18 protein-coding genes are annotated in these 21,026 nt (G+C 69.1%); 9 read left to right on the top strand and 9 right to left on the bottom strand.

The window, feature by feature from the left end; translation table 11 throughout:
- Positions 1-21 precede the first annotated feature (21 nt).
- A complete protein-coding gene (sepH, locus tag N1028_RS09085) occupies positions 22-1,218 on the bottom strand; it encodes a septation protein SepH (protein ID WP_259526725.1) in 1,197 nt (398 codons plus the stop codon).
- A gap of 200 nt (positions 1,219-1,418) precedes the next feature.
- Here sepH and N1028_RS09080 point away from each other — a divergent pair, with 200 nt between their 5' ends.
- Positions 1,419-1,712, top strand: a complete 294-nt coding sequence (locus N1028_RS09080) for a DUF4193 domain-containing protein (protein WP_066038695.1) — start codon at positions 1,419-1,421, stop codon at positions 1,710-1,712.
- On the opposite strand, the gene N1028_RS09075 is transcribed toward N1028_RS09080, so the two are convergent.
- Entirely contained in the window at positions 1,709-2,170 is a 462-nt protein-coding gene (locus N1028_RS09075; RefSeq protein ID WP_259526724.1) for a DUF3093 domain-containing protein, read from the bottom strand. The genes N1028_RS09080 and N1028_RS09075 overlap by 4 nt on opposite strands.
- A 39-nt stretch (positions 2,171-2,209) precedes the next feature.
- Here N1028_RS09075 and dut point away from each other — a divergent pair, with 39 nt between their 5' ends.
- The 6 genes from dut to dxs all read left to right on the top strand — a co-directional run bounded on the left by dut (position 2,210) and on the right by dxs (position 11,550).
- Positions 2,210-2,668 (top strand): dUTP diphosphatase, encoded by a 459-nt coding sequence (gene dut / locus N1028_RS09070; RefSeq protein WP_259526723.1) that lies wholly within the window; start codon positions 2,210-2,212, stop codon positions 2,666-2,668.
- The gene (locus tag N1028_RS09065; protein ID WP_259526722.1) at positions 2,665-3,354 is read left to right on the top strand and encodes a DUF3710 domain-containing protein; all 690 of its coding nucleotides are present in this window, start codon (positions 2,665-2,667) and stop codon (positions 3,352-3,354) included. The genes dut and N1028_RS09065 overlap by 4 nt, the downstream gene beginning before the upstream one ends.
- On the top strand, positions 3,354-4,130 hold the full coding sequence (locus N1028_RS09060) for a DUF3159 domain-containing protein (protein WP_259526721.1): 777 nt from the start codon (positions 3,354-3,356) through the stop codon (positions 4,128-4,130). Before N1028_RS09065 ends, N1028_RS09060 begins: the two co-directional genes overlap by 1 nt.
- A 3-nt stretch (positions 4,131-4,133) precedes the next feature.
- Positions 4,134-6,539: an HAD-IC family P-type ATPase gene (locus N1028_RS09055; protein ID WP_259526720.1), complete on the top strand. Its 2,406-nt coding sequence runs from the start codon at positions 4,134-4,136 to the stop codon at positions 6,537-6,539.
- Between the two features lie 139 nt (positions 6,540-6,678).
- Positions 6,679-9,516 (top strand): aconitate hydratase, encoded by a 2,838-nt coding sequence (locus tag N1028_RS09050; protein ID WP_259526719.1) that lies wholly within the window; start codon positions 6,679-6,681, stop codon positions 9,514-9,516.
- 63 nt (positions 9,517-9,579) lie between these two features.
- Entirely contained in the window at positions 9,580-11,550 is a 1,971-nt protein-coding gene (gene dxs, locus N1028_RS09045) for a 1-deoxy-D-xylulose-5-phosphate synthase (protein WP_259526718.1), read from the top strand.
- Here dxs and N1028_RS09040 read toward each other — a convergent pair.
- A complete protein-coding gene (locus N1028_RS09040; RefSeq protein ID WP_259526717.1) occupies positions 11,532-12,071 on the bottom strand; it encodes a dihydrofolate reductase family protein in 540 nt (179 codons plus the stop codon). The genes dxs and N1028_RS09040 overlap by 19 nt on opposite strands.
- 102 nt (positions 12,072-12,173) lie before the next feature.
- Here N1028_RS09040 and N1028_RS09035 point away from each other — a divergent pair, with 102 nt between their 5' ends.
- A complete protein-coding gene (locus tag N1028_RS09035) occupies positions 12,174-13,034 on the top strand; it encodes a hypothetical protein (protein WP_259526716.1) in 861 nt (286 codons plus the stop codon).
- 85 nt (positions 13,035-13,119) lie between these two features.
- Here N1028_RS09035 and N1028_RS09030 read toward each other — a convergent pair whose 3' ends face one another.
- From N1028_RS09030 to N1028_RS09015, 4 genes are all read right to left on the bottom strand, one after another.
- Entirely contained in the window at positions 13,120-15,255 is a 2,136-nt protein-coding gene (locus N1028_RS09030; protein WP_259526715.1) for a 3-hydroxyacyl-CoA dehydrogenase NAD-binding domain-containing protein, read from the bottom strand.
- Positions 15,252-16,457, bottom strand: coding sequence for a thiolase family protein (locus N1028_RS09025; RefSeq protein WP_259526714.1), 1,206 nt, complete (start codon positions 16,455-16,457; stop codon positions 15,252-15,254). The genes N1028_RS09030 and N1028_RS09025 overlap by 4 nt, the downstream gene beginning before the upstream one ends.
- A 72-nt stretch (positions 16,458-16,529) precedes the next feature.
- Positions 16,530-17,795, bottom strand: a complete 1,266-nt coding sequence (locus N1028_RS09020) for a ribonuclease D (RefSeq protein WP_375163389.1) — start codon at positions 17,793-17,795, stop codon at positions 16,530-16,532.
- Entirely contained in the window at positions 17,788-18,384 is a 597-nt protein-coding gene (locus N1028_RS09015) for a DUF3000 domain-containing protein (RefSeq protein WP_259526713.1), read from the bottom strand. The genes N1028_RS09020 and N1028_RS09015 overlap by 8 nt, the downstream gene beginning before the upstream one ends.
- A 68-nt stretch (positions 18,385-18,452) precedes the next feature.
- Here N1028_RS09015 and N1028_RS09010 point away from each other — a divergent pair, with 68 nt between their 5' ends.
- Entirely contained in the window at positions 18,453-19,658 is a 1,206-nt protein-coding gene (locus N1028_RS09010) for an alpha/beta hydrolase family protein (protein ID WP_259526712.1), read from the top strand.
- Here N1028_RS09010 and N1028_RS09005 read toward each other — a convergent pair.
- Both N1028_RS09005 and N1028_RS09000 read right to left on the bottom strand, forming a co-directional pair.
- Positions 19,655-20,086 carry a SufE family protein gene (locus tag N1028_RS09005; RefSeq protein ID WP_259526711.1) on the bottom strand — a complete coding sequence of 144 codons (432 nt, stop codon included), beginning with the start codon at positions 20,084-20,086 and terminating at the stop codon, positions 19,655-19,657. The genes N1028_RS09010 and N1028_RS09005 overlap by 4 nt on opposite strands.
- Before the next feature lie 16 nt (positions 20,087-20,102).
- The gene (locus N1028_RS09000; RefSeq protein WP_259526710.1) at positions 20,103-21,002 is read right to left on the bottom strand and encodes a sulfurtransferase; all 900 of its coding nucleotides are present in this window, start codon (positions 21,000-21,002) and stop codon (positions 20,103-20,105) included.
- Positions 21,003-21,026: the final 24 nt, after the last annotated feature.

The raw sequence follows: 21,026 nt of genomic DNA, 5'->3' as shown, positions 1-21,026 counted from the left end.
CGCTCGGGCTAGGTGTCCTGCCTAGGCCGGGTCGTCCTCGCTGCGCGCTCCGAAGACGATCTCGTCCCAGCTGGGCATGGAGGCACGTTGGCGCCTCGCCGAACCCTGCTTGGGGGAGGGCTGGCGCGCCTCGGGCTCGGACGACGAAGAGAAACCGAGTTCGGCCTCGAGCCCTTCCAACGGCGTGTCCGGGACGTCGGCGACGGCCCTCGGGCCACCGAACGCGGGGTGCACACCGGCTTCTGACTGCCGCTCGTCGTCGTCGCGGGCCTGGGCGATCTCGGGCGCCTCGGGCTCGAACGCGGCGGACTCACGCTCGCCCCGGCGGCGGCGGAGCGCCTCCAGGAGATCGGCGGTCTGATTGTGGTCGGCCGTCTCGCCCGTGTCGGGCGTGCGCTTGATCGCGAAGCCGTCGTACGGTCGGCCCTGCTCCTTGCGACCTGCCCCAGCGGCATCCGATCGCACGGGCGGCTGCTCGGCCGCAGGCTGAGCCGCTGTGGCAGCCTCGGCCGGGGAGGCCGGGGAGGCCGGGGAGATCGCCTGCGCGGCCGGGTGCTCGAGCGGCGAGAACGCCCCGCTGTCGAAGCGCGCGTCGGCCGGGTCGGCGGCGTCGACGGTGGACGACACCGCCCGCAGGCGCGGGATGAGGCCCTCGGCCAGCTCACCGTGCCGGGAGAGGGTGGTGGCTTCGTTGTTGAGGGGGGTGAGCACGTGGCGCTTGGGATCGAACTGCCAGCGGGCGTCGTGCTCGATCTCGCGCGAGGTGAAGGTGAGCTTGACGATCCAGCCGGTCTCGTCCTTCCAGCTCGCCCAGCGGACGTCCTGGGCGGTGAGCCCCTCGAGCCGTTCCTCGAGCGCGTCACCGAAGGTCGACAGCGGTTCCTCGCCGAGGGGGTCGGCGGGGGAGGTCGGCTGCACGGGTACGCGCAGAGCGGAATCCACCATGAACTGGCGCTCGGCGAGCACGGGGCCCTCGAATCGCTCGATGTACTCGACCGACGCGCCCGTGAGCTCGGCGACCTCGAAGGCCGAGAGTCCGGCCCGCACATGGGTCTGGATCTCGCGCGGGGAGACCTTCTTGCCGCCCTCCGCCGAGGCGATGCCCTGTCGCAGCCGCGACTGGAGCAGCTCGTCGATGACGATGCGATAGCGCTCACCGCCGTCGCTCGAGACGATCAGTGCCCCGTTCTCGACTCCGACAACCGTCAAATCCTGCATGGTGAAAGGCCTCCAAGGGTCGCGTTCGCTGTCAGGATGCCACGAGGAGGGGGCGCCGTCGGGGAATGTTCCGGGCGTGCCGCAAGTTGCAGGCGGCGTGAGTATTCATTACTCATGCGACGGTTTGCTATTCCCGCCCGTTTGATGCAAACTAACGCCGCCGATTTGGTTAATGGGCTGTTTTCTAGAAGTGGATGGGCATGGCGACTGATTACGACGCACCGCGCAAGACCGATGACGACTCGGATTCGATCGAAGCGCTGAAGGAGCGGGTGCCGGACAAGATGTCCGGAGTCGTAGACGTCGACGACGCCGACAACCCGGGTGGCTTCGAGCTGCCCGGAGCCGACCTCTCCGACCTCGACCTCGACGTCGTCGTCCTGCCTCCGCAGGCCGACGAGTTCACCTGCGTCAGTTGCTTCCTCGTGAAGCACCGCTCGCAGATCGACCATGAGGAGAAGCTCGGCGCGATCTGCGTCGAGTGCGCCTCCTAGGCCGCTCTCCGACCAGCGCCTTTCAGCGCCTCGACGAGATCGCCGGGCCGCCGGGTCGACACCAACCAGTACGGTGTCGGATCCTGCGGGTCGGCGATTCGCATTCTCACGACCGGCCCGATCCACCCGCGGATGCAGAGGTACGCCCTCGCGTCGAGCCGGGGGCCGCGCTCGGCCGTCGCCTCTTCGCGCGCGAAGGCCTCGCAGTCGCCGAGCAGTTCGATCGGGATGGCCGCCCGGCCCACGCGCAGTCTGCCGCCCTCGACCTCGATCACCGGAGCGAGCCCGATGAGCAGGGCGAGCACTCCCGCGTAGAGCACGAGTCCCACGACGAGCCCCACGAGCAGCCCGGGCACGCCGGGCAGCGGGGCGAACACGATCATGCTCGCCGGGATGACGAGCGCGGTCGAGGCGAGAACCCAGAGCGACGGAGAGAGTCTCTCCCGATAGTGCGACATGCCTCTATTCGATCATCCTTTCTGCACTAGCCTCGACGGGTGACTTCCTCCATCGAGATCCTGATCTCCGCGGCGAACGTGCCCTCCTACGCGCATCCCGGCGACGCGGGCGCCGACCTGCTCTCGGCCGAGGCGGTGACCCTCGAGCCCGGTGAGCGGAGGCTCGTCGGCACGGGCGTGTCGATCGCCCTGCCCGACGGCCACGCGGGGTTCGTGGTGCCGAGGAGCGGTCTCGCGGCCAAGCACGGCATCACCGTCGTGAACTCTCCCGGGACGATCGACGCGGGCTACCGCGGGGAGATCAAGGTGATCCTCCTGAACACCGACAGCCGGGTGCCGTACGATATCGCCGTCGGCGACAGAATCGCGCAACTGATCGTGATGCCGGTGACGCGAGCCGTGTTCGTGCCCGTCCAGACGCTCCCCGGGAGCGATCGGGGCGAAGGCGGGTTCGGCTCCACCGGATACTCGTCGCCCACGAACGGAAACCAGTCATGACCGACAACGAGCCCGAAGACATCAAGCCCGACTCCGAGGCGACCGAACCGGCCACCGAGGTCGAGAGCACCGACGTCGCCGACGTGATCGACCGCGACGCGAAGTCCGCACCCGCCGACCGCGCCACCGACGGGCCCTTCGACGCCTCCGAGGCCAACCCCGCCCGCCCCTACGTCGATCTCGGCGGCATCAAGATCCTTCCCCGTGAGGGGCTGCACCTCCGCCTCGAGGTCGAGGAGGGGACCAATCGCGTCGTCGCGGTCGGCCTCGACTACGCCAAGTCGACGCTCCAGGTGCAGGCGTTCGCCGCACCCCGCTCGACCGGTCTCTGGCACGAGATCCGCGAGCAGATCGAGGACCAGATACTCAAGCAGGGTGGCAAGAGCACGGTGCAGAACGGCCCGTTCGGGCCCGAGCTCGTGGCCGGCGTCCCCGCCACGGCTCCCGACGGCAGCCAGGGCCTGCGCGTGGCCCGCTTCGTCGGCGTCGACGGACCGCGCTGGCTCCTCCGCGGTGTCATCGCGGGCGAGGCCATCCAGAACCCCGCAGCCCGCACGGCCGTCGAGGAGCTCTTCCGCAGCGTCGTCGTGGTGCGCGGCTCGCAGCCGATGCCGCCGCGGGACCTCATCCCCCTCACCATCCCGAAGACCGCCGCCACCGGCGGGGCGCAGCCCGCGGGCAGCTGATGACGGATCCCGCCCACGAGAACACCCCGAGCGCCGTCGACAAGACCGTCGCCGACACGAGCGAGGTCGACGGCACCGACCGGCCGCCGACGTTCCACGAGGCCTTCGCCCAAGCCGCCCGGAAGGCCGGCATCAGCGAGGTCGCACCGGGGGAGACCCCGACCGGGGCCTCGCTCCTGCGTGCGATCGGCGGCGTGCGCGGGCTCGTGGAGTCGATCCTGCCCGGCCTCGGCTTCCTCGTGCTCTACACGTTCACCAAGAACCTGCCGCTCGCCGTGATCGCGCCCATCGCGGTCTCCGTGGTCTTCGTGATCGCGCGACTGGTCATGCGGAGCGCTGTCATGCCGGCGGTAGCCGGACTCCTCGGTGTGGGCGTCTCCGCGGCGCTCGCGCTGTTCACGGGCCGCGCGGAGGACAACTTCGTGCTCGGCATCGGCATCAACATCGTGTGCCTGGTCGTCTTCCTCATCTCCATCCTCGCGAGGCGGCCGCTCATCGGGATCATCGTGAGCCTGCTGGCGAACGACCCGGGCGGCTACCGCAAGGACACGGCGAAAGGGCGCGTCGTGCTCGTGGCGAGCTGGTGCTGGGTGGGGCTGTTCGCCATCCGCCTGATCGCCGAGCTGCCGCTCTACTTCGCAGGCCAGACCGAGCTCCTCGGATCGGTCAAGCTCATCCTCGGCGTGCCGTTCTACGCCGTCGTGCTCTGGGTCACCTGGCTGCTCGTGCGCACCGCGTACTCGAAGCCCCAGCCCACCGCCACCCCGGCAGGCTGAGCCGTGCCCGGCGATCCCGGCCTCTCCCTCGAGGAGGTGGCGTCGCGGATCGCCGCAGGGCAGACCAACGTCGCCGACGACACGACGTCCCGCTCGGTCGGCAGCATCCTGCGCGAGAACGTCTTCACGTTCTTCAACGGCATCCTCACGGTGTGCTTCGTCGCGGTGCTGCTGCTCGGAGACCTCGGCGACGGCCTCTTCTTCGGCATCGTCGTGGCCAACTCGCTCATCGGCATCGTGCAGGAGCTGCGGGCCAAGGCGAGCCTCGAGCGCCTGGCGCTGCTCGCGGCGCCCGAGACCGCGGTGCGGCGTGCGGGCGACACGGTCGTGCTGAAGCCCGAGCAGGTCGTGCTCGGCGACCTCATGCTGCTGCGACCGGGCGACCAGATCACAGCGGATGCGCGGCTGGGCGAGGTGGCCGACCTCCTCGTCGACGAATCGATGCTCACGGGGGAGTCCGAGCCCATCGCCAAGAGCGCCGGCGACCCCGTGCTCTCGGGTTCGTTCGTCGTCTCCGGCACCGCCGAGGCCCGGGTCACCGCGGTGGGCGCCGACTCCTACGCCAACACCCTCACCCGCGAGATCCGCAAGCACAGCCTCGTGCACTCCGAGCTCCGGGCGGCCACCACGCGCATCCTCGTCTACCTCACCTGGCTGCTCGTGCCGGTGATCGTGGTCGTGCTCGTGGGCCGCGTGCTCACCTACGCCGGTGGCGACCTCGGCGATCTGGCCGTCGTGCCGGTCGAGACCTGGCGGCAGGCCGGTCTCGACGCCGTCGCGAGCGTGGTGGGCATGATCCCGGAGGGGCTCGTGCTGCTCACGAGCCTCGCGTTCGGGGTGGCCGTCATCCAGCTCGGCCGGCAGAAGGTGCTCGTGCAGGAGCTCGCGGCCGTCGAGGTGCTCGCACGGGTCGACGTGCTCTGCCTCGACAAGACGGGCACCCTCACCACGGGCGAGATCGGCTTCGAGCGGCTCGTGGTGGTCGACGACGCCGTGCCCGAGGGAGCCGTGGACACCGTGCTCGGCCTCATCGCCCACGACGTCGCCGCCAACCAGACGGCGCTCGCTCTCCGCGAGCGCTATCCCGAGGCGGCCGAGGGCACCGGTCCCTCCGTCGCCGAGCGCCTTCCGTTCAGCTCCCGCCGCGCCTGCAGCGCGATCACCGTGGTGGACCAGGCCACGGGGACCGAGCAGACCTGGCTGCTGGGCGCCCCCGAGCGTCTGCTCGCCTCGCATCCGGATGCCCTCGGCACGGCCCAGGGGATCGCCGCGCTCGGCCGACGCACCCTCGCTCTGGCCAGAGCCGGTGGGCGGGCAGGCGACTGGGCCGACGAGCCCGCCGGCGGCCCGCTCGAGGCCGGCGTGCGGCCGGCGGCGATCGTGGTGTTCCATGAGTCGGTGCGACCGGACGCGCGACCCACCCTCGACTTCTTCGCCGAGCAGGACGTGCGTGTCATCGTGCTCTCGGGCGACAACCCGGTCACCGTCGGCCGCATCGCGGGGGAGCTCGGCCTCGAGCACGACGCGGTCGACGCGAGCGCGCTGACGGCCGACGACGAACTCGATCGGGCACTCCGGGATTCGAGCATCTACGGCCGTGTGGCGCCCGAGCAGAAGCGCCGCGTGGTGCATGCCCTCCAGGCCGAGGGCCGCACGGTCGCCATGACGGGCGACGGCGTCAACGACGCGATGGCCATCAAGGACGCCGATCTCGGCATCGCGATGGGCAATGCGACCCCCGCCACCCGGGCGGTCTCCCGCATCGTGCTGCTCGAGGGGCGCTTCGACCGGCTGCCGACCGTGCTCTCCTACGCTCGGCGCGTCATCGCCAACGTCGAGCGGGTCTCGAACCTGTTCCTGGCCAAGACCGTCTACGGCATCGTGCTCGCACTCGTCTCGGCGGTACTGCTCTGGAAGTTCCCGTTCCTGCCGCGACAGATGACCCTCGTCTCCTCGCTCGCCATCGGCATCCCCTCCTTCTTCCTGGCGCTCGCGCCCAATCGGCGGCGCTACCGGCCGGGAGTGCTGAAGCGCGTTCTCGCCTTCTCCATTCCCACGGGGGTCATCGCCTCGGCCGCGGTCGTGGCCGCCTTCGCCGTGCTGCAGGAGCGCGTGCCGCTCGCAGAAGCGCGCAGTCTCACCACGATCTCGCTCTTCATCGTGTCGCTCTGGGTGCTCTGCGTGCTGGCGAGGCCCCTCACCTCGTGGCGGCTCGGCCTCGTGCTCGCGGTCGCCGTGGCCTTCGCGCTCGCATTCGTGGTGCCGACCGCCCGTGACTTCTTCCAGCTCGAGCTCGGCGATCCGCTCGCCCTGATGATCGCGCTGGTGGCGGGTGCCGTCGGAGCCGCCGGAGTCGAGCTCTGGTATCGCGTGGCCCGACGGCGCGACCTGGTCTTCGACCGGGAGTGATGGTGCTATATTTATCTTGACGTCAAGATAAATCAATCGGGCGTGAACGGCAGGGCAGAGCGGCCTTAGGTTGCCCTTGCTAGCCATTCACCCCTCTCGCGAACCAAGATTGTCGTGAGTCAGCGAAGGTGAGGTCGACGTGTCGGCAGTGAACAGTTTCGGATCGAAAGACACTCTGAATGTCGGAGATCAGTCCTACGAGGTCTTCAGGATCGACAAGGTCCCCGGCCACGAGAAGCTCCCCTTCAGCCTGAAGGTGCTGCTGGAGAACCTCCTCCGCACCGAGGACGGCGCGAACATCACCGCCGACCACATCAAGGCGCTCGGCGGCTGGGTCCCCCAGGCCGAGCCCGACACCGAGATCCAGTTCACCCCCGCCCGCGTGGTGATGCAGGACTTCACCGGAGTGCCCTGCATCGTCGACCTCGCCACCATGCGCGAGGCCGTCTCCTCGCTCGGTGGCGACCCCACCAAGATCAACCCGCTCGCTCCCGCCGAGCTCGTGATCGACCACTCGGTCATCGCCGATCTCTTCGGCACGGCGAACGCCCTCGAGCGCAACGTCGAGATCGAGTACGAGCGCAACGGCGAGCGGTACCAGTTCCTCCGCTGGGGCCAGACGGCGTTCGACGACTTCAAGGTCGTTCCGCCCGGAACCGGCATCGTGCACCAGGTCAACATCGAGTACCTGGCGCGCGTCACCTACACCCGCGAGGTGAAGGACGCGTTCGGCAACGTCGTCAACCGCGCCTACCCCGACACCTGCGTCGGCACCGACTCGCACACCACCATGGTCAACGGCCTCGGTGTGCTCGGCTGGGGCGTCGGCGGCATCGAGGCCGAGGCCGCCATGCTCGGCCAGCCCGTCTCGATGCTCATCCCGAAGGTCGTCGGCTTCAAGCTCAACGGCTCCATCCCCGCAGGCGTCACGGCCACGGATGTCGTGCTCACCATCACCGAGATGGTCCGGAAGCACGGAGTGGTCGGCAAGTTCGTGGAGTTCTACGGAGAGGGCGTCGGCCAGGTGCCGCTCGCCAACCGCGCCACCATCGGCAACATGAGCCCCGAGTTCGGCTCGACCGCCGCCATGTTCCCCATCGACGACGTCACCCTCGACTACCTGCGCCTCACCGGCCGGAGCGAGGAGCAGGTCGCACTCGTCGAGGCGTACTCCAAGCTGCAGAAGCTCTGGCACAACCCCGACGAGGAGCCGGTCTTCAGCGAATACCTCGAGCTCGACCTCGCCACGGTCGTTCCCTCGATCTCCGGCCCGAAGCGCCCGCAGGACCGCGTGGAGCTGTCGGTCGCGAAGTCGACCTTCATCCGCGACCTCGAGAACTACGCCAACAGCGACCACGACCTCTCGAAGGTCGACGCCTCGCTCGAGGGCACCTTCCCGGCCTCCGACCCCATCGGCTTCACCGCCGAAGACGACGGAGACGACCACGAGTACTCGCACACCCACGTGAGCCATGCCCCCGAGGCGTACTCGAAGCCCACCAAGGTGACCACGGCATCCGGCGACAAGTACACGCTCGACCACGGAGCCGTCGCGGTCGCCGCGATCACCTCGTGCACCAACACCTCGAACCCCAGCGTCATGCTCGCCGCAGGCCTGCTCGCCCGCAACGCCAACAAGCTCGGACTCAAGGCCAAGCCGTGGGTCAAGACCACGCTGGCGCCGGGTTCCAAGGTCGTCACCGACTACTACGAGAAGGCCGGCCTCACGGGCGACCTCGAGGCCCTCGGCTTCTACACGGTCGGCTACGGCTGCACGGTCTGCATCGGCAACACCGGTCCGCTGATCGACGAGGTCAGCGCCGCCATCAACGACAACGATCTCGCCGTGACGGCCGTGCTCTCGGGCAACCGCAACTTCGAGGGCCGCATCTCGCCCGACGTGAAGATGAACTACCTCGCCTCGCCGCCGCTCGTCATCGCCTACGCGCTGGCCGGGTCGATGAACTTCGACTTCGAGAAGGACGCGCTGGGTCAGGACCAGGACGGGAACGACGTGTTCCTCAAGGACATCTGGCCCGACTCGGCCGAGGTCCAGTCCACGATCGACACCTCGATCAACACGGGCATGTTCACCCACCAGTATGCGAGCGTGTTCGAGGGAGACGAGCGCTGGCGTTCGCTTCCGACCCCCACGGGCCCCACCTTCGAATGGGACTCCGAGTCGACCTACGTGCGGAAGCCCCCGTACTTCGACGGCATGACGATCGAGACCACGCCCGTCAGCGACATCGCGGGTGCCCGCGTGCTCGCGAAGCTCGGCGACTCGGTCACGACCGACCACATCTCGCCCGCCGGCAACATCAAGGCCGACAGCCCCGCAGGCAAGTACCTCGACGAGCACGGAGTGGCCCGCAAGGACTACAACTCCTACGGCTCGCGCCGCGGCAACCACGAGATCATGATCCGCGGCACGTTCGCGAACATCCGCCTGAAGAACCAGCTGCTCGATGGCGTCGAGGGCGGCTACACCCGTGACTTCACGCAGCCGGATGCTCCGCAGGCGTTCATCTACGACGCCAGCCAGAACTACCAGGCCGCGGGCACACCGCTCGTGATCTTCGGCGGCAAGGAGTACGGCTCGGGATCCTCGCGCGACTGGGCGGCCAAGGGCACCTCCCTTCTCGGAGTGAAGGCCGTGATCGTCGAGAGCTTCGAGCGCATCCACCGCTCGAACCTCATCGGCATGGGCGTCGTGCCGCTGCAGTTCCCGGCCGGTGAGAGCTGGGCGTCGCTCGGACTCGACGGCACCGAGGTCGTCTCGATCTCAGGGATCGAGGAGCTCAACGAGGGCCGCACCCCGAAGACCGTGCGCGTCGTCGCCACGCCGAGCGAGCACTCGCCCGCCGGCAAGGAGACCGTGGAGTTCGACGCCGTGGTGCGCATCGACACGCCGGGTGAGGCCGACTACTACCGCAATGGCGGCATCCTCCAGTACGTGCTCCGCAGCCTCGTCTGATCGTTGCCTGATTCCCTGGCGGCGTAGACTTCAAGATCACGCCGTCATGGGAAGGTGGACAGTATGAGCCTGCTCAAGAGGATCGGCGGACCGCGGGACCTCGACGCTCTCTCCCCGGAGGAGCTCGAGGTCCTCGCGGCCGAGATCCGTGCGTTCCTGGTGGCGGAGGTCTCGAAGACCGGCGGTCACCTCGGCCCGAACCTCGGTGTGGTCGAGACCACGATCGCCATCCATCGGGTGTTCGACTCGCCTCGGGATGCGATCGTCTTCGACACCGGCCACCAGTCGTACGTGCACAAGCTCCTGACGGGGCGTCAGGACTTCTCCCTGCTCCGGCAGGCGGGTGGTCTCGCCGGGTATCCGCAGCGCTCGGAGAGCCCGCACGACGTCGTCGAGTCCTCACACGCGTCGAGCTCGCTCTCGTGGGCCGACGGCATCTCCCGCGCCTTCGAGATGACGGGCCAGACCGATCGGCACGTCGTGGCCGTCGTGGGCGACGGTGCTCTCACGGGCGGCATGACGTGGGAGGCCCTCAACAACATCAGCGACGACAACTCGCGAAACCTCGTGATCGTCGTCAACGACAACGGCCGCTCCTACGCGCCCACGATCGGCGGCATGGCCCGCTATCTCAACGGCGTGCGCACGAAGAAGGGCTACCACGACCTGCATCAGTCCAGCCGCAAGCTGTTCGATCGCCTCGGCGCTCCGGCTCGCGCGCTGTATCGCGGAGCACGCGGCGGACTGCACGGCTTCCTGAGCCGGGTCACCAACAACTCCGCGCTCTACGCGAACCTCGACATCAAGTACCTCGGTCCGGTCGACGGGCACGATCTCGTGGCCATGCAGGAGGCCCTCCGGCAGGCCAAGGAGTACGCGGCTCCCGTGATCGTGCACGCGATCACCGAGAAGGGGCGTGGATACCAGCCCGCTCTCACCGACGTCGCCGACCAGTTCCACGCCGTCGGCCAGATCGACCCCGAGACCGGGGAGCCGCTCTCGGCGCCCTCCGGTGCGCCGTCGTGGACGAGCGTCTTCGCCGACGAGATCGTGGTGCAGGCCGAGAACGACCACACGATCGTGGGCATCACCGCCGCGATGCTCCGGCCCACGGGCCTGCACAAGTTCGCAGAGCGGTTCCCGCAGCGCGTCTTCGACGTCGGCATCGCCGAACAGCACGCCGTCACGAGTGCCGCCGGGCTCGCCTTCGGCGGACTCCACCCCGTGGTCGCGCTCTACGCCACCTTCGTGAACCGCGCCTTCGACCAGGTGCTCATGGATGTGGGGCTCCACCAGGCCGGTGTCACCTTCGTGCTCGACCGCGCGGGCATCACCGGGCCCGACGGGCCGAGCCACCACGGCATGTGGGATCTCGCGCTGCTGCAGATCGTGCCCCGCATTCGCCTCGCCGCCCCGCGTGACGCTGAGCGCCTGCGCGAGGAGCTCGCCGAAGCCGTGCGGGTCACCGACGCACCCACCGTCATCCGGTTCCCCAAGGGCACAGTCGGCCCCGAGCTGCCGGCGGTGCGGCGCACGGGCGACGGCGTCGACGTGCTGCGCGAGGACGAGCGCGGCGACGTGCTCATCGTGGCCGTGGGCACCATGGCGGGCATCGCCCTGGAGGTCGCCGACCTGCTCTCAGCCGAGGGGATCGGCACGACCGTCGTCGACCCCCGATGGGTCGTGCCCGTGCCCTTCTCGGTGATCGAGCTCGCGGATGCGCACCGGCTCGTCATCACGATCGAGGACGGTGTGCGCGTGGCGGGCATCGGCACGCGCGTGCGGCAGGATCTCCGCGATGCGGGGGTCGACACGGCGGTGACCGAGCTCGGCCTGCCCGACGAGTTCATCGACCACGCGAGCCGCGACGAGATCCTGCGGAAGGTCGGGCTCACGCCTGCCCAGATCGCCGAGGACGTGATCGCGCAGGTGCGCGGTGACAAGATCCCGATCGCCCGGCCCATCAGCGAAGATCCGGACGCCCCCAAGGCCTCCGACGCCGACACCGGCCCGTTTCAGCGGGTGATGCGGTAGCGCGAGGCGATCGCCCCGCTCGGCAGCACCTCGGTGCCGCTCACCTCGAGCGCTCCGGTGGCGGTGCCGACGGGCAGGAGGGGAGTGCCCGCGCCCAGCACGACCGGCATCGTGGTGAGCACGATCTCGTCGAGCAGCCCGGCGTCGGCCACCTGAGCCGCGACCTGGCCGCCGCCCACGATCCAGATGTTGCGGCCGGCCGCCGCCTCCACCCACTCGGCGTGCAGGTCGCGGACATCCCCCTGGGCGAAGCGGATGTGGCCGCCTTCCATCCGCGGAAGGTCACGTCGCGTGAGCACCCACGCGGTCTGCTCGGGGTAGGCCCAGGCGTGCCCCTCCGCACGCACGAACTCGTACGTCTCCGCCCCCATCACCACCACGGCCACCTCGGCGAGGAACGCCTCGTATCCCGCCGTGAACTCCTCGAACCCGAACTGCATCAGCCAGTCGAGCTTCCCCTCCCGATCCGCGATGAACCCATCCACACTCGAGGCCACGTAGTACTGCGTCGTCGTCGTCATGCCCGAAGCATACGAATGCCCACCGACACCAGCCGTCTCGGCAGACCACTATGGTCCCGCCGTACCACGACATGAGGGTTCATCATGTTCCATAATGACGGCATGAATAGTGAAATCAATCCAGGTGAGAACACGAGAACAGAACGCAGCGATCCTGGCCGACTCCGTTCTTGGCCCGCCATCATCGGACTGCTCGCGGCGACGGTCGCACTCGTGACCGGATTCGTCATCGCACCGGTTGCGCTTCTGCGCGGTAGCTACGGCGCGTACACCGAGCCCGCCGCACTGGAGAACTCCGTCGCGACGGCTTTGGATGAATACTGGCGTGCTGGCGAGAAGGGCTTTCCCGCCTTGCTGAGCGAGCTCATGAGCTACTGGTTCCAGTGGCATCTCATCAAGGTGGTGATCACCGCGCTGCTGATCACGGTCATCGCAATGATGTCGATTGCTCTCTGGCAGCGGTACCTGCGAGCCCGGAAGGGTGCTGCAGGCCTCCTCGTCGCAGCAACGGGGGCGATGATCGTCGGGTCCCTCGTGGTCGTTGTGCTCCTCGCAAACGTCCAGTCCGCAGCCGCACCGCTGGTGTCGCTTCTTCAGGTGCTGCCCGGGAGCGGCGCCGAGACGACGATCGCACCCACCATCGATTCGATCGTCGCGGCCGCTCTCGACCCCACAAACCCATCAGGAGAGTCGCCGGTCCTGACGGTGCTGCTAGCTGAGATTACCCGGTACCACGGAGCGTTGGCAGTGGGTGCGTTTGCCGTGGCCGGGGTCACGTGTGCGGGGAGCGTGACGTGCTGGAGGCGGCGGTCCCTGAGCGGAGGCTCCTCTGCACGGACACGCAGGATGCTCGCTGCCGTCGGAGTGTTCCTTGCTCTGCTGGCCGTGGCCGCCGTGACCATCTCGGCAGTCAGCGCCCTCTCGGCGTTGGAGCCCGGCCTAGCAATCGCCGACATCCTCTAGACCCCCCTGCGAAAAGGGTGAGAACGAGATGGCCGCCGCACTCGGAGAAGCTGCGGCGGCCACTCGGTCCGAGAGAGCGCGAACGTCAGTCGACTCCCACGATCGGCGGGGTGTGGAAGGTGCCGCCGAAGGCTCGCTGGGAAGCTCCCACGCGGTCGAGGTAGGGCGTGAGGCCGCCCATCTGGAAGGGGTAGCCGGCGCCGAGGATGAGGCAGAGGTCGATGTCTTCCGCCGCGTGAACGACGTCGTCCTCCAGCATGCGGTGCACCTCGTCGGCGAGGCCGTCCTCCACGCGGCGGAGGATCTCCTCCTCCGTCATGGGGGTGGTGCCGCCCGAGACGATCTTCACGGCCTTCTTGTCGAAGCCGGTGATCTTGCCCTTGCCGTCGCGGTCGAAGATCTTGCCGTGCTCCGCGAGCGCGTGCAGGTTGGCACTCTCGAAGAACCGCTCGGGGAACGCGGCGTGATGGGTGTCGAGCACGTGCGCCCCCACCTTGAGCCCCACGAGCTCGAGCAGCTCGAACGGCGTCATCGGCAGGCCGAACGGATCGAGCGCGCGGTTCATGACCTCGAACGGCGTGCCGGTGTCGACCGCGTGCATGGCCTCGCCGAGCACCTTGGCGAGAATGCGGTTGACCACGAACCCGGGGGTGTCGCGGGTGATGACGGCATTCTTCTTGAGGTTCTTGGCCACGACCATGGCGGTCGAAAGCGTCGCCTCATCGGTCGCCGGGGTGTTCACGACCTCGATCAGCGGCATCACGGCCACCGGGTTGAAGAAGTGGAAGCCCACGAGCCGCTCGGGGTGCGCGAGCTTCGCACCGATCTGCTCGACCGAGAGCGACGAGGTGTTCGTGGCGAGCACCGCGGTCTCGGAGACGTGCTTCTCGATCTCGGCGAAGACGTCCTGCTTCACCCTGAGCTCCTCGAATACAGCCTCGATCACCCAGTCGGCGTCGTTGAAATCGGCCTTGTCGGTGGTGCCCGAGACGAGGGCGTTGAGGCGGTTCGACTCGTCCTGCGAGATGCGGCCCTTGCCGAGCAGCGTCGCGATCTCGCCGCGGATGTAGTCGAGGCCCTTGTCGACGCGCGACTGGTCGAGGTCGGTGATCACGACGGGCACCTGCAGCCGGCGCACGAAAAGCAGCGCGAACTGCGAGGCCATGAGGCCGGCGCCGATGATGCCGACCTTCGTGACGGGCTTCGCAAGCGCCTTGTCGGGCGCCCCGGCGGGCCGCTTGGCACGCTTCTGCACGAGATCGAAAGCGTAGATGCTTGCCCGGAACTGGTCTCCCGCGATGAGGTCGGCGAGAGCCTCGTCCTCGCGCTCGAAGCCCTCCTCGGCGGTGCCCGACTTCGCGGCCTTCAGCAGGTCGAGGGCCCGGTAGGGCGACTTGGCGACCGTGCCGATGCGGCTCTCGAGCATCTTGCGTGCGATGCCCACCGCGGCGTCCCACTTCACGAGGCGCTCGACCTTGCCCGGCTCATTCGACCGCTTCACCTTCACGGCGCCCGAGAGCACACCGTCTGCCCAGTTCAGCGAGTCCTCGAGGTAGTTCGAGGGGGAGAAGATCGCGTCGGCGATGCCGAGCTCGAACGCATCCTTCGCCTTGAGCGTGCGGTTGTTCTTCAGAGGGTTCTCGATGACGACCTTGAGCGCGTTCTCGATGCCGATGAGGTTCGGCAGCAGGTAGGCGCCGCCCCAGCCCGGGATGATGCCGAGGAAGACCTCGGGAAGCGCGACGGCGGCGGCCGACGAGTCGATCGTGCGGTAGTCGGCGGCGAGGGCCACCTCCACACCACCACCGAGCGCGAGGCCGTTGATGAACGCGAAGCTCGGCACGCCGATCTGCTTCATGGTGCCGAAGGCCCAGTGGCCGAGCTGCGCCATCTTCTTCGCAGCATCACGGCTCGGGATGTCGCCGACACGGCTGAGGTCGGCTCCGGCCGCGAGGATGTACGGCTTGCCCGTGACGGCCACCGCGTGGATCTCGCCGGCCGCGGCACGCGCCTTGAGGCTCTCGAGGGTCTTCTGGTACTCCAGCAGGCCCAGCGGGCCGAGCGTGGAGGGGCGGGTGTGGTCGCGCCCGTTGTCGAGCGTGATGAGCGCGAGGGTCTTGCCGCTCTTCAGCGGCACGTCGCGCACGTACGAGTGGGTCACGACCTCGTCGGCCGAGAGCGCCTCGAGGTCCGAGAAATCGATCGTGGAGTAGTCGGTCATCGCTTCTTCGCCTTCTTGTTCCAGTTCGGGTTCTCCCAGATGACGGTGCCGCCCTGGCCGAGGCCCACGCACATCGCGGTGAGGCCGTAGCGCACCTCGGGGTGCTCCTCGAACTGCCGGGCGAGCTGGATCATGAGACGCACGCCCGACGAGGCCAGTGGGTGGCCGATGGCGATGGCCCCGCCGTACTCGTTCACGCGTGCGTCGTCGTCGTCGATGCCGAAGTGGTCGAGGAACGAGAGCACCTGCACGGCGAACGCCTCATTGAGCTCGAACAGCCCGATGTCGTCGATCGAGAGCCCCGCCTTGCGCAGCGCCTTCTCGGTGGAGGGCACGGGGCCGATGCCCATGATCTCGGGCTCGACGCCCGCGAAGGCGAACGAGACGAGCTTCATCTTGACCGAGAGACCGAGCTCGTTGGCGGTGTCGGCACTCGCGAGCAGCGAGACGGTCGCGCCGTCGTTGAGGCCGGACGAGTTGCCCGCGGTCACCCGGCCGTGCGGCCGGAACGGGGTGCGGAGGCCGGCGAGGCCCTCCATCGTGGTCTCGGGGCGAGGCGCCTCGTCGCGCGTGGCGAGCCCCCAGCCGGCGGCGCTGCGCACGGCGACGGGCACGAGGTCGGGCTGGATCTTGCCGGCCTCGTAGGCCGCCGCGACCTTCTGCTGGCTGCGCAGCGCATAGCGGTCCGAGCGCTCCTTGGTGAGCTGCGGGAAGCGGTCGTGGATGCGCTCGGCGGTGTTGCCCATGTTGAGCGCCTCTCCGCTGACGAGCCGCTCCGCGAGGAACCGGGGATTGGGGTCGGCGTCGAATCCCATCGGGTGCCGGCCCATGTGCTCGACACCTCCCGCGATCACGAGGTCGTAGGCGCCGAATGCGATGCCGCCCGCGAGGGTCGTCACGCTCGTCATGGCACCCGCGCACATGCGGTCGATCGCGAAGCCCGGCACCGACTGGGGGAGGCCGGCGAGCAGCGCCGTTGTGCGGCCGAGGGTGAGCCCCTGGTCACCGGTCTGCGTGGTCGCCGCGATCGCGACGTCGTCGATGCGGTCCTTCGGCACGTTCGGGTTGCGCTCGAGCAGTCCGGTCATCGCCTTCACGACCAGGTCGTCCGCTCGGGTCTGCCAGTACATGCCCTTCTCGCCCGCGCGCCCGAACGGGGTGCGCACTCCATCGACGAAAACGACTTCAGATCTTTCGGCCACTATGCCTCCTGGGATTGGATCGGATTCGATCCTAGAAGAGGCCCCTGACCGCGAGGAATCGTTTGATTCTTTCTACGACTCGGCGATCGGCGGCGTCTCGCCCGTTTGGCGGGCTTCCACAAAGGCCTGCAGGATCGGCTGTGCATTCAGCTCAATCTGCCAGGGTCGTGCGCCGAGCGCGGCGAGCTCCTCCTGCACCGTCTCGAGGGCGAGCGGCTCGACGCCCTTCCAGGCCAGGCGACGGAGGAAATCCGGGGTCAGCAGGTTCTCGAGCGGGATGCTGCGCTCCTCCGAGACCGCTGTGAGGGCGGCCCTGGCGTTCTTCAGCCGCACGTCGGCCTCAGGATTGCGATCGGCCCAGCTCCGCGGCGGCGGCAGCGTGTCGGTCGCCCGCCGGTGCACGGGGATGTCGTCGGTCGCGAGGGCACGCTCGATGGCGGCCCACCAGCGGTCGATCTCGCTGCGGCTGGCCCGGCCGGAGAACTGCTTGAGGCCGGCGAGCTCGCGGCGGGAGGTGGGCAGAGCACGTGCCGCCACCATGAGCGAGGCGTCCGGCACGAGGCGACCCGGCGCGGTGTCGGTGGCGCGCGCGAGCTCGTCGCGCGCGAGCCACAGCTCCCGGGCGGCGGCGAGGTGCTTGTCGGGCCGCAGGGCACTCACCCCGGTGAGTCGGCGCCAGGGCTCGGCGAGAGGTGCTTTCTCCTCCTTCGCCACCACGGCCGCGAACTCCTGCGCGGCGATCTCGAGCTTGCCCTGCTGCTCGAGCAGCACCGCCATCGAGTCGCGCAGGTCGATCAGCAGCTCGACGTCGAGGGCCGCGTACTCGAGCCACGAGGCCGGCAGCGGTCGCGTCGACCAGTCTGCGGCGGAGTGCTCTTTGGCGAGGTGGATGCCGAGCAGGTCCTCCACGACGGAGCCGAGGCCCACCCGTGGGATGCCGAGCAGGCGCGCTCCCAGCTCGGTGTCGAAGACCCGCACGGGATCGAGACCGACCTCGCGGAGGCACGGCAGATCCTGGCTCGCCGCGTGCAGCACCCACTCCTCGTCGCCGATGACCGACTGCAGGGGAGCGAACTCCCCGATCGCGGGCGGATCGAACAGGAAGCTGCCCGCCCCGCGGCGGTAGAGCTGGATGAGGTAGGCGCGCTGCGAGTAGCGGAACCCGCTCGCCCTCTCGGCGTCGACGGCCACAGGGCCCTCGCCGAGCGCGATCGCCTCGACCGCGTCGTGGAAGTCGTCGACCGTCGAGATGACGGTGCGCACGGGCACCTCCGGCCGCTCGGGGGTCGGGATGCCACCTGGCTGGTCTGTGGTGTGGTTCTGCTTCTCGTCAGTCACGTCGCGCTCGTCTGGTCTGCAACATCGTCACACCATCCACGACGGGTGGCAGACCGGCCAGCATGCAGAGGAGTTCGCTCCAGCCCTCGACATGGGCCTGGAGGTTGTGGTCAGTGGGAGTCCAGGAGGCGCGGAGCTCGATCTGAGCCCCGTCGCCTTGACTGGACAGCTCGCCGAAGCCGGTGGAGATGATCTTCGTGGCGGTGCCGGATGCGTTCGTGTAGTTGGCGCCGCGCGCATCCAGCGCATCGACGAGCCACGACCATGCTACGTCGGCGAGGAAGGGATCGAGTCCGATCTCGGTCTCCAGCGGGGCCTGAGCGAAGCACACCACCCGGAACTCGCCACCCCAGGCCTCCGGTCGCTCGGCGTCGTGGAGCAGGATGAACCGCCCCGTGCCGAGCTCGGAGTCGGCCCCGTGCCGGGCCGGATTCACGTCGGCCGCGAGAGCCACCGAGTGCGGCGCGAGCTTGGCGGGGGCCGGGATCTCGTGCACGACGAGCTCCTCGCGCGTGTCGGCCCGCCGGAGCGAGTCGAGGGCCGCACCGAATGCCGCCGGGACATCCGGGGTGAAGGGGGAATCGGACACGTGTGCAGACTAGAGTTCTTTAGGTTCCGCGCGGCGAAGGCACGCCGGATGCACCGCGAAGGATGGTCGTGACGCCACAGCACCGAGGTTCCGCCCCCGCACCGGCCCGCGTGCCGGCCTGGACCGTCGTCGCCCTGGCCGCGGGAACCGCAGCCGCCCTCGCCGCGGCCGCCGGTGCAATCGTGACGGCACTCATGTCGAAGGCCATCGTCACGCCCTCCGAGCCCGTCGACGACGTGAAGGTGCTCGGCTACGACGAGGAGGCCGACGTCGTCTCGCTCTCCGTCACCGCCGACTCCATCCTCCCGGGGGTCTACAGCCTGCGCTTCTCGGGCGACACCGGGCACGCCCGCCTCGGCGAGGTGCGCGAGGTCGCCGACGGCGTCGTGCGGCGCACGGTGCTGAAGGTCGACTACGGCGACCTGCGCGCGGCCAGGGCCGGGCGCATCAGCGGCTGGTTCTTCATCCACCCACGCGAGTTCGACGTGCCCGTCGACGAGGTGGAGGTGTTCACGCCGGTGGGGCCCGCCCCCGCGTGGTTCGTGCCCCCCGCGCCCGAGGCATCCGGGGCGCCCTCGACGCGCTGGGTCATCCAGGTGCACGGCCGGGGAGTCCGCCGCGGCGAGACCATCCGCGCCGTCCCCGTGTTCCGCGAAGCGGGCTACAGCTCGCTGCACATCTCCTACCGCAACGACGGCGAGGCCCCGCGGTCGCACGACGGCAAGTACGCCCTCGGCGACACCGAGTGGCAGGACCTCGACGCCGCCCTCACCTACGCCGTCGACCACGGTGCCACCGACGTGGTGCTCATGGGCTGGTCGATGGGTGGCGCCATCACCCTGCAGGCCATGGGGCGAGCTGTGCACCGCGACATCGTGCGCGCGATCGTGCTTGAGTCGCCCGCGGTCGACTGGCACGACGTGCTGCGCTTCCACGGTCGCGCTCGCCACGTGCCCGAGCTCATCGGCGACGCCGCCTTCGCCACCATCACGCACCGCTGGGGCGGGATCGTCACCGGGCAGGACCAGCCGCTCGACCTCGATCGCCTCGACTTCGTGAAGCGCTCCGCAGAGGTCGACGTGCCGGTGCTCATCCTGCACAGCGACGACGACGGCTACGTGCCCTCCACGGGCTCCCGCCAGCTCGCCGAGGCGAGGCCCGACCTCGTCACCTTGGTGCCGTTCTCGGTGGCGAGGCACACGAAGCTCTGGAACTACGACCGCGCGGCCTGGAACCGTGCGATCGCGCGCTTCCTCGAGGAGCTCGCGCTCTAGACGCGGGCGCGCACCTGGCGCTTGGTGCGGCCGAGCAGAGCTGTCATGCCCCGGATGCGCAGCGGCGACACCGCGGCGGTGAGTCCGAGCGTGTTGGGGAAGTCGTCGGGGATGCCGAGCACCTCCTCGACCGTGAGGCCGTCGATGCCCTGCACGAGGATGGACGCGAAGCCGCGCGTGGTCGGCGCCTCCTTGGGCGCCGTGGCGAACAGCCGCACGATGCCGCCCTCGACCTCCACGAAGATGAACACGGGCGACTGGCACTCCTCGACCCGTTCGAACAGATCGGGATGCTCGCTGTAGCGCTCGGGGAGCTCGGGCAGCTCGTTCGAGAACTCGAGGAGCATCTCGAGCCGCTCGCGCTGCTCGAGCGCGAGGAAGTCGTCGCGGATCTCGGCGAGGGCCTGGGGCAGGTTCGGCTCAGTCATCCCCTCCAGTATCCCGCTACTTGACGGGGACGGTGCCAGGCTCCGAGCCCGTGACGATCGGCACGCGCACGGCGCTGCCCCACTCGGTCCACGAGCCGTCGTAGTTCTTGACGTCGTCGAAGCCGAGGAGGTGGGTGAGCACGAACCAGGTGTGGCTCGACCGCTCGCCGATGCGGCAGTAGGCGATCACGGGCTCGCCCTCGGCGAGACCGGCGCCCTCGCGGTAGACGGCGTCGAGTTCGGCCACCGGGCGGAAGGTGCCGTCTTCGGCGGCCGCCTTCGCCCACGGCACGTTGGCCGCGGTGGGGATGTGTCCGGCCCGCAGGGCGCCCTCCTCGGGGTAGGCGGGCGCGGTGGTGCGCTCCCCGCTGTACTCCTCCGGCGAGCGCACGTCGACGAGGGGGCGGCCGAGGTGCTCGAGCACGTCCTCCTTGAAGGCGCGGATCTCGTCGTCGCGGCGGTCGATGATCGGGTACTCCACGGGTGCGGGGGAGGGCCGGTCGGTCGTGATCGGGCGCCCGTCGGCGATCCACTTGTCGCGCCCGCCGTCGAGCAGACGCACGTCCTCGTGACCGAAGAGGGTGAAGACCCAGAGTGCGTAGGCGGCCCACCAGTTGCTCTTGTCGCCGTAGATCACCACGGTCGAATCGCGCGAGATGCCCTTGGCGCCCAGGAGCGCCGCGAAGGCCTCGCCGTCGATGTAGTCGCGCTGCACGGGGTCGTTGAGGTCGGTGTGCCAGTCGATCTTGACGGATCCGGGGATGTGGCCGGTCTCGTAGAGCAGCACGTCCTCATCCGACTCCACCACCACGAGGCCCGGTTCGCCGAGGTGCGCCTCGAGCCAGTCGCCGCTCACCAGGCGCTCCGGGTGGGCATAGCCGGCGAACTTCTCCGAGCGATCGATCTCGACTGTCATCACACAACCTCCAGTTAGGGTAGA

It is taken from the genome of Herbiconiux oxytropis (genome assembly GCF_024979315.1).
Taxonomy (GTDB): Bacteria; Actinomycetota; Actinomycetes; order Actinomycetales; family Microbacteriaceae; genus Herbiconiux; species Herbiconiux oxytropis.
This window is presented reverse-complemented; position numbering and strand designations above follow the sequence as displayed.